This window comes from Methylobacterium sp. Leaf106 (genome assembly GCF_001422895.1).
Lineage (GTDB): Bacteria > Pseudomonadota > Alphaproteobacteria > Rhizobiales > Beijerinckiaceae > Methylobacterium > Methylobacterium bullatum.
In genome coordinates this window covers 94,790-107,904 of sequence record NZ_LMNB01000031.1, presented here as the reverse complement: position 1 = coordinate 107,904, position 13,115 = coordinate 94,790, and the positions used below count along the sequence as shown (strand labels likewise).

Below are 13,115 nucleotides of genomic sequence, written 5' to 3'. Positions count from 1 at the left end.
ACGAACTCATGAAATTCACCCTCTCCTGGCTCAAGGAGCACCTCGACACCGACTCGTCTTTGGAGAACATCTCCGAGACGCTGACTCGGATCGGCCTCGAAGTCGAAGGCATCGAGGACAAGGCGGCGGCGCTCGCGCCTTTTGTCGTCGCCCATGTGCTCACGGCCGAACAGCACCCCAATGCCGACCGTTTGCGTGTCTGCACCGTGGATGCCGGCGACGGGCAGCCCGTGCAGGTCGTCTGCGGAGCGCCGAATGCGCGCGCCGGGATGAAGACGGTGTTCGCGCCCCCCGGCACCTACGTGCCCGGTCTCGACAAGACCTTGGCGGTCGGCAACATCCGGGGCGTCGAGAGCCTCGGCATGCTGTGCTCGGGCGCCGAACTCGGCCTCGGTGAGGAATCCAGCGGCATCCTCGACCTGCCGGCGGACGCCCCGACCGGCCAGGCCTACGCGCTCTATGCCGGGCTCGACGATCCGGTCATCGAGATCAACCTCACCCCGAACCGCCCGGATTGTACCTCGATCCACGGCATCGCCCGCGATCTCTCGGCTGCCGGCATCGGCGTGTTGAAGCGCGAGTCGATGCCGCCTGTGCGTGGCGAGGGCGAGTGCCCCGTGCCGGTCGCCCTCGATTTCGAGCCCCTCGATCAGGGATTGTGCCCGTATTTCGCCCTGCGCCTCGTGCGCGGCGTGAAGAACGGCCCCTCCCCCGACTGGATGCAGGCCCGCCTGCGCGCCATCGGCCTTCGCCCGATCAACGCGCTCGTGGACATCACCAATTACCTCACCTTCGATCGCGGACGCCCGCTCCACGTCTTCGACGCGGCCAAGGTGAAGGGCGCTCTCACGGTCCGTCGCGCCCGCGACGGCGAGAGCCTGAAGGCCCTCGACGGCAAGACCTATGCGCTCGATGACGGCATCGTCGTCATCGCCGACGAGAACGGCCCCGAATCCATCGGCGGCATCATCGGCGGCGAGGCCTCCGGCTGCGACGACGCCACCGTGGACGTCATCATCGAATCCGCCCTGTGGGACCCGGTGAACATCGCCCAGAGCGGCCGGCGCCTCGGCATCATCACCGATGCCCGCTACCGCTTCGAGCGCGGCGTCGATCCCGTTTTCGCCCTGCCGGGCCTCGACCTCGCCACCCGCATGGTCGTCGAGATCTGCGGCGGCTCGCCGAGCGAGGCGGTGATTGCCGGTGACTTGCCCGAGACCGAGCGTGTCATCGATTTCCCCTGGACCGAGACCCGCCGGCTCGCCGGGATCGAGCTGTCCCGCGCCGAGATGAAGGTGACGTTGGAGACCCTCGGGTTCCACGTGGCCGGCTCGGGCGACCGGGTGAAGGTTCTCACCCCGTCCTGGCGCCCGGATGTGGAAGGCAAGGCCGACCTCGTGGAGGAGATCATCCGCATCGCCGGCCTCGACCGGATCGAGCCGAAGCCACTGACGCGCGGTGATGCCGCCATCGCCAAGGCGACGCTGACGCCCCTGCAGAAGCGCACGCGTCTCGCCAAGCGAGCGCTGGCCACGCGCGGCCTCGTGGAGGCGGTGACGTGGTCGTTCATCCCGCATGACGACGCCGTTCTGTTCGGCGGCGGCAAGGCGGATCTGGCGCTGGCCAACCCCATCGCCGCCGATCTCTCCGACATGCGCCCGGGCCTGGTACCCGGCCTGCTCCGGGCGGCCCAGCGCAATGCCGACCGGGGCTATGGCGACGTCGCCCTGTTCGAGGTCGGCCAGTGCTTCGAGACCGACCAGCCCGAGGGCCAGTCGATCCGCGCCACGGCCATTCGCCGGGGAACGGCACGCCACGAGGGCGCCGGCCGCCATTGGGCGGGGGCCGCCGCCACCGTCGATGCGTTCGAGGCGAAGGCCGACGCGCTGGCGCTCCTCACGGCGCTGGGCGTGCCGACCGGCGGCCTCCAGATCGTGGCGGGTGGTCCCGGCTGGCTTCATCCCGGACGCTCCGGCACGATGCAGTTCGGGCCGAAGAACCAGATCGGCTATTTCGGTGAGATCCATCCCCGTGTGATGAAGGCTCTGGACCTGAAGGGCACGCTCGTGGCCTTCGAGATCACCCTGGATACGATCCCCCTGCCGAAGTACCGCCCCACCAAGGTGAAGCCCGCGCTGGCCCTCTCCGACTTCCAGCCGATCTCGCGCGACTTCGCCTTCGTGGTCGGGCGCGACGTGGCGGCGGGCGACGTGGTGAAGGCGGCGCAGGCCGCGGAACGCAAGCTCATCGCGGGGATCGACGTCTTCGATATCTACGAGGGGACGGGCATTCCTGAGGGCGCGAAATCCGTCGCCATCGCGGTGAGGCTCCAACCGGTGGAGCGGACCCTCACCGATGCGGAGATCGAAGCCGTGACGGCCAAGATCGTCGCCGAGGTCGCCCGCAAGACCGGCGCGACCCTGAGAGGCTGAGGCCGGCACTCGGAACCCCAGACAAGGAAGCCGACCACATGGCGAACCAGGAACTGATCGAGGTTCTCTCGGCCGCCAAGCATCTGCCGAAGGCGGCGATGCTTGAGGCCCTGGCGAGCCCCGCCGACATCGCCGAGCCGGTCCTCGCCGTTCTCGGCATGGCGGCGGAGGGCAAGGAGCTCGACGAGGCGCAGGGCAACCTGCTGTTCTGGGGAGTACACGTCCTGGCGGCGGCCGGCGAGACGCGGGCCTTCCTCCCGCTTCTCACCATCCTGCGGCGCGAGGATTCCGACGGGCTGGACGCCCTGCTCGGCGACGCCCTCACGATCACCATGGCGAAGATGCTCACCAGCCTCTTCGACGGCGACGTGGCGCCGATGCATGCGCTGCTGCTCGATTCGACGGTGGACGGCTTTGCCCGCAACGAGGTCTTCGCCGCACTCGCCTACCTGACCCAGACCGGACGGATCGACCGGACCGAGACCCACGATCTCCTCGTCCGCTTCGACGACAAGCGCGCCGCCGTGGAGGGCGATTTCGCCTGGGTCGGCTGGGAGGAGACCATCGCCCTCCTGGGCTACGCCGACCTCGCCCTGCGGAGCACGGCGGCCAGGGCCGACGGCCGCCTCAGCGACGAATTCAGCGATGCAGGGTGGTTTCACACCACCCTGCGCCGGGCGACCGCAAAGCCGAACGACCTGCAGCGGTTCGACGGACAGAAATACGGTACGTTCGACGACCCGATCGGGGCCTTGGCCTGGACCGCCGAGGGGGCGGGCCTCCCGATCCGCAATCCGGTGAAGATCGGCCGCAACGATCCCTGCCCGTGCGGAAGCGGTAAGAAATACAAGAAGTGCTGCCTCAACGCGGCCTGACGAAGAGCCAGGATCGCCCCGGACCGTAAAGGTCCGGCGCTTCCAGACGCACGGACGCGACAGCATTCGCCAACGGCGGTACGATGGGCGAACCCGCGTTCATCTTTGCCGGAGCAGTGCCATGTCCCTCGTGATCCCCGTCATCCTCGGTTCCGTCCGAAGCGAACGCCAGGGATTGCGCGCGGCGCGCTTCCTCGTGGCGCGAATGCAGGAACGCGGCATCGAGGCTCCGCTGGTGGACCCGGCCGGGTTGAAGCTGCCGCTCCTCGACAAGATGTACAAGGAATATCCCAAGGGCGAGGCGCCGGCGGTGCTGGAGGACCTCGCCACGCTCTACCGCCGGTCGGATGCGTTCGTGGTCGTCTCGGCCGAGTACAACCATTCGATCCCGCCGGCCCTCTCGAACACGCTGGACCACTTCCTCGAAGAGTATTTCTGGCGGCCCTCGGCCATCGTCTGTTACTCGGCCGGGCAATATGGCGGCGTCCGCGCGGCGATGCAGCTCCGGGCGATGATGGCCGAGCTCGGCGCGCCGAGCATCGCGTCGCTGCTGCCGATCCCCCGGATCCACAAGGCGCTCGACGAAGAGGGCGTTCCGCAGGAGGAATGGCTGGGGAAGGCCGCCAAGCGGTTCCTCGACGAGCTGGTCTGGCATGCCGAGGCCCTGAAGGCGCAGCGCGCCAAGGGCACCCCGTATTGAAAGCCTGTCCGATTGGATTTCTCAGCGGATGCTCACGCCAGAGCCGAGGATCCCAGCAGACTGCCTCATCCTGAGGTGCCCGCATCAGCGGGCCTCGAAGGAGGCCTCCAGTGCTCGCGTGATCCCTGGAAGCCTCCTTCGAGGCCGCTACGCGGCACCTCAGGATGAGCTGGAGCGTTGAAAAAGCGACTCAAACAGGCTCTGAGGGTGGTGCTCCGTGCCGGGAAAGCGCCGATGCGAGGCCCGGCGCGGGTCTTGCGCGTTGACCCTCCATGATGCCGGAGGCCGCAGCAATGACGACGATTCTTCAGACCCTTCTCGCCAGCCTCGTGAAGGCGTCCCTGATCTCGGACGATGCGGAAAGCCTGCGCTGGCGCGAGGAGGCGCGGCGCACCCATGCCGCCCTCGTCTCCGACGCCGAGGCGGCGAAATCCCTCAAGATCGACGGGATCTGGACGCTGGCCGTGGTCGAGGCCGAGTCGCCCGAATTCCAGGCTTCGGAGGGCCGGGTATCGTTTGGCCTGCCGGCTTCTTCCCCGTTTACTCTCGCCGACCTGCTCGACCCAGGCTTCGACGTCGATCTCGGCGTGGAGCGGATCGCCGGTTCCGCGTCCACCGGTTGATGAACACCGGAAGAACATTGCCCCCGGCCTCGCGCGGTCCCATGTTGACGGATGTGGAAAGGCCCGAGCCTGAGGCCTTTCGACCTCTCGCCGCCAAGACATGAGCGGCGCGTTATACGAGTTCGAGCCCAGAGACATTTGGCCAGACGCATCAATCCCAACCCCGGGCAGAGCGCCCTTCCCTCCCGCGAGCAGATCCTCGCCTTCATCGCGCAGGCGACCGAGAAGGTCGGCAAGCGCGAGATCGCCGCGGCCTTCGACATCAAGGGTGCCGACCGCATCGGCTTGAAGCGCATCCTCAAGGAGATCGAGGAGGAAGGGGAGATCGAGCGCGGGCGCGCCGGGCTGGTGCCGCCCGGCCGGCTGCCGCCGGTGACGCTGGCCGATATCAAGTCGCGGGATCGCGACGGCGATTTCTTCGCGGTTCCCGTGGAATGGGACCATGCGAAGGGCCCGCCTCCGAAGATCCTGGTCTCCTCACCGCGCAGCGGCAAGAAGCCGGGCCGCGCAGCCCCCGGTATCGGCGACCGCGCCCTTCTGCGCGTCGAACTCATTCCCGGCGAGACCGGGCGCTATTCCGGTCGTGTCATCAAGGTGATCGGCAAGAACAAGGCGGAGGTGATCGGCGTCTACCGCTCCGGCCCCGATGGCGGCCGCATCGTGCCCGTGGAGAAGCGGGCGCAGGGCCGCGAGATCGCGATCCCGGCCGGCGAGGAAGGCGAGGCGCGGGACGGCGACCTCGTCAGCGTCAGCCTCGTGAGCGAGAGCCGGTTCGGCCTGCCGCGAGGGCGCGTCACCGAGCGCCTCGGGTCGCTCGGCTCGGAGCGCGCCGTGAGCCTCATCGCGCTCCATCTCCACCACATCCCCCACGTCTTCGCCGCCGACACCCTGGCCGAGGCCGACGCTGTGGAGCCGGTGGGGATGAAGGGACGGGAGGATTGGCGCGCCGAGCCTCTCCTGACCATCGACCCCCCCGACGCCAAGGACCATGACGACGCCGTGATGGCGGTGCCGGACCCGGACGAGGCCAATCAGGGCGGCTTCGTCGTCACCGTCGCCATCGCCGATGTGGCCGCCTATGTCCGCCCCGGCTCGGCCCTCGACCGCGAAGCGCTGTTGCGCGGCAACTCGGTCTATTTCCCGGACCGCGTCGTGCCGATGCTGCCGGAGCGCATCTCCAACGACCTCTGCTCGCTGAGGGAGAAGGAGGATCGGCCGGCCATCGCGGTGCGCATGGTGATCGGCGCCGACGGGGTGAAGAAGCGCCACAGCTTCCACCGGGTGATGATGCGCTCGCGCGCCAAGCTGTCCTACGCCCAGGCGCAGGCGGCCATCGACGGATTCACCGACGAGACGACCGCGCCGCTGCTGGAGCCGATCCTGCGCCCGCTCTGGGCCGCTTACGCGGCCCTGACGGCGGCGCGCGAGGCACGCGGCCCCCTCGCCCTCGACCTGCCAGAGCGGAAGGTGCTGCTGACGCCGGATGGTGCCGTGGACCGGGTCGTGGTGCCGGCCCGCCTCGATGCGCACCGGCTCATCGAGGAGTTCATGATCCAGGCCAACGTGGCCGCCGCCGAGACCCTGGAACAGGCGAAACAGCCGCTGATCTACCGGGTCCATGACGAGCCGGCCGTGGAGAAGATGCGCGCGCTCGGCGAGGTTCTCGCTTCCATCGGCATCAAGATCCCCAAGGAAGGGGCACTCCGCCCCGCCCTGTTCAACCGCATCCTCGGCTCCGTGGCCGAGACCGAGCACGCGATCTTCATCAACGAGGTGGTTCTGCGCTCGCAGGCGCAGGCCGTCTATGCCGCGCAGAATCTCGGGCATTTCGGCCTGAATCTCAGGCGCTACGCCCATTTCACCTCGCCGATCCGGCGCTATGCCGATCTCATCGTCCACCGGGCGCTGATCGCCGCCTGCCGCCTCGGGCCGGACGGCCTGTCCTCCGACGTGACGGTGGGCGCCCTGGACCAGATCGGGGAGCAGATCTCGGCCGCCGAGCGTCGTGCCATGGCGGCCGAGCGCGAGACCATCGACCGGCTCATCGCGCATCATCTCGCCGACCGGGTCGGGGCCACCTTCACCGGCCAGATCTCGGGCGTCACCCGCGCCGGGCTGTTCATCAAGCTCGACGAGACCGGTGCCGACGGCTTCGTGCCGATCTCCACCATCGGCAACGATTTCTACCATCACGACGAGGCCCGCCATGCCCTGGTCGGCTCGCGCAGCGGCGAGACCCATCGCCTCGGCGATCGGGTGGAGGTGAGGCTGGTGGAGGCGGCGGCCGTGGCCGGAGCGCTGCGCTTCGAACTGCTCTCCGAAGGCCAGACGAGGCCCGGGGCCGGGGGGACGAGATCTCCGCGCTCGCCGAGTTTCCACAAGGCCGGAGCGCCCGGCAGGCCCGCCGGCATCCGCAACTCCGGGTCGCGCCACCGCGGGTCGCGCCGCTAGGGCGGCTGGTGTAGGGTCACTGAACGTTGAGCGTTCATCTCTCCCTACCGCTCCCCTCATCCTGAGGGGCCGCGTCAGCGGCCTCGAAGGAGGGCTCCAACTGGCTCAGTGGTGGCTGGAGGGCTCCTTCGAAGCCCGCTTCGCGGGTACCTCAGGATGAGGTTGCGGCATTGGACATCCGAAGCGGAAGGTAGATCGCCATGACAGCGAGCGTCGAGTCCCTGCCCGGTGAGCGCATCGGCCTCGTCAAATCCATGGCGCGCGGTTTCGTGTGCCGCTGCCCGCATTGCGGCGAGGGCAAGCTCTTCGGCAAGTTCCTGAAGGTACGCCCGGCCTGCGACGCGTGCGGGCTCGAATTCCACCACCACCGCGCCGACGATCTTCCTCCCTATGTTGTGATCTTCATCATCGGCCACATCGTCGGGTATTTCATCCTCGAGCTCGAGACGAATTACGACGTGCCGTTGTGGTTTCAGCTCTCGTTCTGGCCGATCGTGACCCTCGGATCGGCCCTTGCCCTGCTGCAGCCGGTGAAGGGCGCCGTGGTCGGATTGCAGTACGCCCTTGGCATGGGGGGCTTTGCCACGCTACCGACGGGGACAAGCGTGGCAATTGCCCGCTCCGAGGAGGTTCAGCTTGGACCAAGCGACAATCCTACCCCCGGCCTCGGCCGCGCCTGAATCCCCCAGGCGCGCCGCCGCTCTGCGGCCCCGCAACGCGGCGACCCTCATCATCATCGACCGCACGGCGCGCCAACCGAAATTCCTGATGGGCAAGCGGCATGAGGGCCTCGCCTTCATGCCCGGAAAGTTCGTCTTCCCCGGCGGGCGGATCGAGCCCGGCGACCGGCGCATGGGCGTGGCCGGTGCCCTCTCGTCCCGTGCCGAGGACGCTCTGGTGAAACGCGTTCCCCGTGCCTCGCACTCCCTCGGGCGGGCGCTCGCCCTGGCGGCGATCCGCGAGACCCATGAGGAGACCGGCCTCTTCCTCGGCACCACCGAATACGGCCCGCCCGAGACGGTGCCGGAGGGAAGCTGGCAGGCGTTCAAGCAGTTCGGTGTGATGCCCGACCTCGAAGCGCTCCACCTCGTGGCGCGGGCTATCACGCCGCCGGGCCGGCCGCGCCGGTTCGACACGCGCTTCTTCACCATCGACCGCAAGGCCGTGGCCGCCGAACAGCCGGGGATCGTCACGCCGACATCCGAACTCGTGGAACTCGCCTGGGTGAGCTTCGCCGAGGCGCGGGAACTCGACCTGCCGCGAATCACCCGCGTGGTCCTCGATGAGCTGGAGTTGCAGATCGCCGGCGGGTTCGCGCCCTACCTGCCGATCCCGTTCTTCTACGAGCGTAACGGCAGGAACGTCCGTGAGGTTCTGTAGACGATCCAGGAACCGGACCCGCTCACATTCCGTTGAACAAACGAGGATAGAGTTGGAGTTCGACCATGATGAAGGGCGGTTTGCTGTGGTTGATCGGCATCCCATTGCCGATCATTCTGCTGATTTACTTCTTCACGTCCTGGCTGCACTGAGCCGCATTGGGACGGAAACATCCACCGGCGCGATGGCCTCGCGGCGGGTATGAAATGGAAAAGCCCTCTGTCCCTTGCCGGGAGAGAGGGCTTCTTTCATATGCCGGCCTCGGTGCAGTGTTACTCGGCGGCGTCGAGGCGCGGGCGGACGATCTCGGCGCGTTCGCGCTTGACCAGCTCGGCCGTGAGGAACGCGACTTCCAGCGCCTGCTCCGCATTGAGGCGGGGATCGCAATAGGTGTGGTAGCGATCCTGCAGGTCGTCGGCCGTCAGCGCGCGGGCGCCGCCCGTGCATTCCGTCACGTTCTTGCCGGTCATCTCCAGATGGATGCCGCCGGCGATGGTCTGCTCCGCCCGGTGGACGCCGAAGAAGCCCTCGATTTCCGTCATCACCCGCTCGAACGGACGCGTTTTGTAACGGCCGGCCGAGATGGTGTTGCCGTGCATCGGGTCGCAGACCCACACGACCTTGCGGCCCTCACGCTCCACCGTGCGGATCAGACCGGGCAGATGCTCGCCGACCTTGTCCGCACCGAAGCGGCAGATCAGGGTCAAGCGGCCCGCTTCGTTCTCCGGGTTGAGCTGGTCGATCAGCTTGATCAGCCCTTCCGAGGTCATCGACGGCCCGCATTTCAGCCCGATCGGGTTCTTGATCCCGCGCGCATATTCGATATGCGCATGGTCGGCCTGGCGGGTTCGGTCGCCGACCCAGAGCATGTGGCCCGATGTGGCGTACCAATCACCGCTGGTGGAATCGACGCGGGTCAGCGCCTCCTCGTAGCCCAGCAGCAACGCCTCGTGGCTCGTGAAGAAATCCGTGGTGCGGACCTCCTGGTGCGTCTCGGGGTTGATGCCGATGGCGCGCATGAAGTCGAGGGCGTCGCTCATCCGCTCCGCCACGTCCTGGTAGCGCGAGGATTGCGGGCTGTCCTTGACGAAGCCGAGCATCCAGCGGTGAGCGTTCTCGAGATTGGCATAGCCGCCGGTGGCGAAGGCGCGCAGCAGGTTGAGCGTCGCCGCCGACTGGCGGTACGCCTCCAGCTGCCGGCGCGGATCGGGGATGCGCGCTTCCTCGGTGAAGGTGATGCCGTTGACGATGTCGCCCCGGTAGCTCGGCAGGCTCACGCCATCCATGGTCTCGGTGGGCGAGGAACGCGGCTTGGCGAACTGCCCGGCGATACGCCCGACCTTCACCACCGGTGACCCACCGGCAAAGGTGAGCACCAGCGCCATCTGCAGGAAGACGCGGAAGAAGTCGCGGATGTTGTCGGCCGAATGCTCGTCGAAGCTCTCGGCGCAATCGCCGCCCTGCAACAGGAAGGCTTCCCCGGTGGAAACGCGGGCGAGCGCGGATTTCAGCTTGCGCGCCTCACCTGCAAAAACGAGGGGCGGAAAGCTGGCGAGCTGGGTCTCGACCGTCTGGAGCGCAGCGGCATCCGGATAGGCCGGTACCTGCTGGATCGGCAGGTTGCGCCAAGATGTCGGCGTCCAACCGGTCTTCGATGTCCAACGCTCGCCCATGATAATCTCCCGTCCACCTCTCGGCCGGCTTCACGAAAGGAGAATCCCTCGCGAAGAGCGGGCCTTATAGAGCGGTTCTCGTAGAGAAGCGAGGGATACGCGCCGGCCGGTTCCGCCGGTTGCGAGAGTGTCCCGCCCGATAAGGCCAAGGTCTTCTCCGGAGATGGAGATTGGCCGTCGTCGACTCAAGACGTCGCGTGCTTGGCGGGATGTCCGTAGGGGGAGTTGCTACTCCCCCTCCCCGTCCTCCACGGCGATGCCGTGTTCCGACAGGATCCAGAAGATCGCCTCGAGATCCTCGGCCGTCACGTCGCGCGGCGGCAGGGCTTCCTCCAGATCCTCGTAGGTCAGGCGGCGCGCCCGCTGCGCTTCGGCTTTGGCGAGCAGGCGATCCACCGTCTCGCGCATGTCCTCCGGCAGGGCGTCGTGACTCGGCAGGCGACGATCGACATCCGGGAACAGCGCCTGTTCCAGCATTCGGTCGATGATCGCCTGGCGCCGGTCATGCGCGTCGTCGTTCTTTGCCATGCCCCGTTATGGAGCGCGAAAGCCGCTCGAAACAAGAGAGCCCCGCATCGCCGACTTCATGGCGCCGGAGGACGCGGCGGCCTTAACCCTGAAGGGGCGAGGCCGAGCGGGCGATGGTCACCGGGATCGCCTTGGCGGCCGGCGTCTTCGATTGCTCGTCGTGGTGCCAGAGCGGGATCAGCGGATTGAGCTCCGGGTAGTAGCCCGCGCAATTCCCCGGCGGGATGTTGTAGGCGACGATCCGAAGCCCCTTCACCGAACGGACCCTATCGTCGGAGACCGTCGTCACGTCGACGATCTCGGCATCGGCAAAGCCCAGGCGAGCGATGTCGTCGGCATTCATGAACAGAATCGTCCGCGTGCCCTTCACGCCACGGAAGCGGTCGTCATAGCCGTAGACGGTGGTGTTGAACTGGTCGTTCGAGCGCAACGTGATGAGGTCGAGGGCATCTTCGCTCCGCAGCGGCATGTCGGGATCGGCCTCGACTCCCTCCGGAACCGTGAAATTGGCCTTGCCCGTCTCCGTCTCCCAGCGGCGGTCGCGGGCGGCCAGCGGCTTGTGGATGCCGCCCGGCTCGAACATCCGGCCTTCGAGGTTGTGGAACACCGAGGGGTAGGTCGCCTCCATGGCCCCGCGAATGCGGGAATAGTCACCGACCCATGAGTCCCAGGGAACGTTCGGATTCGGCTCCAGCGTCGCCTTGGCGATCTCGGCGACGATCCAGGGCTCGGAGCGGACCTGGTCGCTCACCGGATTGGTCTTGCCCCGCGAGCCATGGAAGCACGAGGTCGAGCTTTCCATGGAGACCGCCTGCGGTCCGCTTGCCTGGGTGTCGATCTCGATCCGGCCGAGGCAGGGCAGGATATAGGCGACCTCACCGTTGATGAGGTGCGAGCGGTTGAGCTTGGTCGAGATCTGCACGGTGAGCCGCATGGTCCGCCACGCCTCCTCCATCCGCACCGTCTCGGGGATGGCGCGGACGAAGTTGCCGCCGAGGCTGATGAAGGCCTTCACGTCCCCGGACACGATACCTTCGCAGGCCTCCACCGTGTTGAGGCCCTTCTCGCGGGGCGGCTCGAAACCGTATTGCTCCTTCAGGACATCGAGGGGCGCGAGTTCCGGCTTCTCAGTGATCCCCACCGTGCGCTGGCCCTGGACGTTGGAATGGCCGCGAACCGGACAGGGGCCGGCGCCTTTCCGCCCGATATTCCCGCGCAGGAGCAGGAGGTTCACCAGCATCTGCACGGATTCCGTGCCCTTGCGATGCTGGGTCAATCCCATGCCGTAGACGCCGATGACGGCACGCGCGCGGGCATAGACGGTGGCCGCCGCCTCGATGGCGGTGCGGGTGAGACCCGACCGGCCTTCGAGGGCCGCCCAATCCTGTGACTCGCAATAGGCCGCGAAGGCGTCGAACCCGTGGGTGTGTTCGTCGATGAAGCTCCGGTCGAGGATGCCGGGACGCCCGACGCCCAGCGCCTCCCGGTCGGCGGCGATGAGCGCCTTGCACATCCCGGTGATCGCCGCGAGATCGCCGCCCGCCTTTACCTGATGGTACTGCGTCGAAATCTCGGTGGCGTGGCGCGTCGCCATCTCCACCACCGATTGTGGGTTGGTGAAGCGCTCGAGCCCGCGCTCGCGCAGCGGGTTGAAGGTGACGATCGGAACCCGGCGTTTGCGGGCCTCCTGCAGCTGGTGCAGCATCCGGGGCGCGTTCGAGCCGACATTCTGGCCGAAGAACAGGATCAGGTCGGTGGTGTCGAAATCCTCCAGCACCACCGTTCCCACGGGGACGCCGATCGACGCCTTGAGGCCGACGGAGGTCGGCTCGTGGCACATGTTGGACGAGTCGGGCAGATTGTTGTTGCCGTACATCCGGGCGAGGAGCCCGTACATGTAGGACGTCTCAAGCGACGCCCGGCCCGATGCATAGAACACCGCCGATTTCGGATCGAGGGCGCGCAATTCCCGACCGATCGCCGCCGTCGCCTCGTCCCAGGAGACCGGCACGTAACGATCGCTGCCCGCATCGTAGCGCATCGGATGCGTGAGCCGGCCCTGCTCCTCCAGGGCGTAATCCGTCCAGTCGCGGAGTTCCGTCACCGTGTGCCTGGCGAAGAAATCGGGGCCGCAGCGCTTGGCGGTCTGCTCCCAGGCCGTCGCCTTCGCGCCGTTCTCGCAATATTCGAAGGTGAGCGGCTTGGCGGGCTTGGCCCAGGCGCAGGATACGCACATGAAGCCGTCCGGCTTGTTCTGCTTCATCAGCAGCGCCGCGCCGGACACCGGGATCTCCTCCCGCAGGAGAATCTCGGTGAGGGACTGCGCGGAGCCCCAGCCGCCGGCCGGCCCGTCATAGGCTTCGATCTTCGGCTCCGCCATCTTGTCGGTCATTCACAGGGCCTCTGACACTGGGTCGGTTGGCAAGCCAACGGCAGCGCCGAGTCCCTGTTCC

Annotated in this window: 10 protein-coding genes; 7 read left to right on the top strand and 3 right to left on the bottom strand. The window is 67.4% G+C overall.

Annotated elements, in window-relative coordinates:
• Positions 1–8: 8 nt before the first annotated feature.
• The 7 genes from pheT (at position 9) to ASF34_RS15945 (ending at position 8,461) form a co-directional block, all read left to right on the top strand.
• Complete coding sequence (gene pheT, locus ASF34_RS15975; protein WP_056162373.1) at positions 9–2,432, top strand: phenylalanine--tRNA ligase subunit beta; 2,424 nt, start codon at positions 9–11, stop codon at positions 2,430–2,432.
• Between the two features lie 38 nt (positions 2,433–2,470).
• Positions 2,471–3,307 (top strand): DUF1186 domain-containing protein, encoded by an 837-nt coding sequence (locus tag ASF34_RS15970; RefSeq protein ID WP_056162368.1) that lies wholly within the window; start codon positions 2,471–2,473, stop codon positions 3,305–3,307.
• Between the two features lie 121 nt (positions 3,308–3,428).
• The gene (locus ASF34_RS15965; RefSeq protein ID WP_056162365.1) at positions 3,429–4,007 is read left to right on the top strand and encodes an NADPH-dependent FMN reductase; all 579 of its coding nucleotides are present in this window, start codon (positions 3,429–3,431) and stop codon (positions 4,005–4,007) included.
• Between the two features lie 293 nt (positions 4,008–4,300).
• On the top strand, positions 4,301–4,630 hold the full coding sequence (locus tag ASF34_RS15960) for a hypothetical protein (RefSeq protein ID WP_056162362.1): 330 nt from the start codon (positions 4,301–4,303) through the stop codon (positions 4,628–4,630).
• 138 nt (positions 4,631–4,768) lie between these two features.
• Complete coding sequence (gene rnr / locus ASF34_RS15955) at positions 4,769–7,081, top strand: ribonuclease R (protein WP_056162359.1); 2,313 nt, start codon at positions 4,769–4,771, stop codon at positions 7,079–7,081.
• A 200-nt stretch (positions 7,082–7,281) separates the two neighbouring features.
• Positions 7,282–7,761, top strand: a complete 480-nt coding sequence (locus ASF34_RS15950; protein WP_056162356.1) for a DUF983 domain-containing protein — start codon at positions 7,282–7,284, stop codon at positions 7,759–7,761.
• Complete coding sequence (locus ASF34_RS15945; protein WP_056162354.1) at positions 7,718–8,461, top strand: NUDIX hydrolase; 744 nt, start codon at positions 7,718–7,720, stop codon at positions 8,459–8,461. The genes ASF34_RS15950 and ASF34_RS15945 overlap by 44 nt, the downstream gene beginning before the upstream one ends.
• A gap of 272 nt (positions 8,462–8,733) precedes the next feature.
• Here the strand turns inward: ASF34_RS15945 and ASF34_RS15940 are convergent, their stop codons facing one another.
• The 3 genes from ASF34_RS15940 to ASF34_RS15930 form a co-directional block, all read right to left on the bottom strand.
• Complete coding sequence (locus ASF34_RS15940; RefSeq protein WP_056162351.1) at positions 8,734–10,134, bottom strand: class II 3-deoxy-7-phosphoheptulonate synthase; 1,401 nt, start codon at positions 10,132–10,134, stop codon at positions 8,734–8,736.
• A gap of 228 nt (positions 10,135–10,362) precedes the next feature.
• Positions 10,363–10,662, bottom strand: a complete 300-nt coding sequence (locus tag ASF34_RS15935; RefSeq protein WP_018044569.1) for an RNA polymerase sigma factor region1.1 domain-containing protein — start codon at positions 10,660–10,662, stop codon at positions 10,363–10,365.
• An 82-nt stretch (positions 10,663–10,744) separates the two neighbouring features.
• Positions 10,745–13,042 (bottom strand): FdhF/YdeP family oxidoreductase, encoded by a 2,298-nt coding sequence (locus tag ASF34_RS15930; protein WP_056162622.1) that lies wholly within the window; start codon positions 13,040–13,042, stop codon positions 10,745–10,747.
• Between the last annotated feature and the right edge of the window lie 73 nt (positions 13,043–13,115).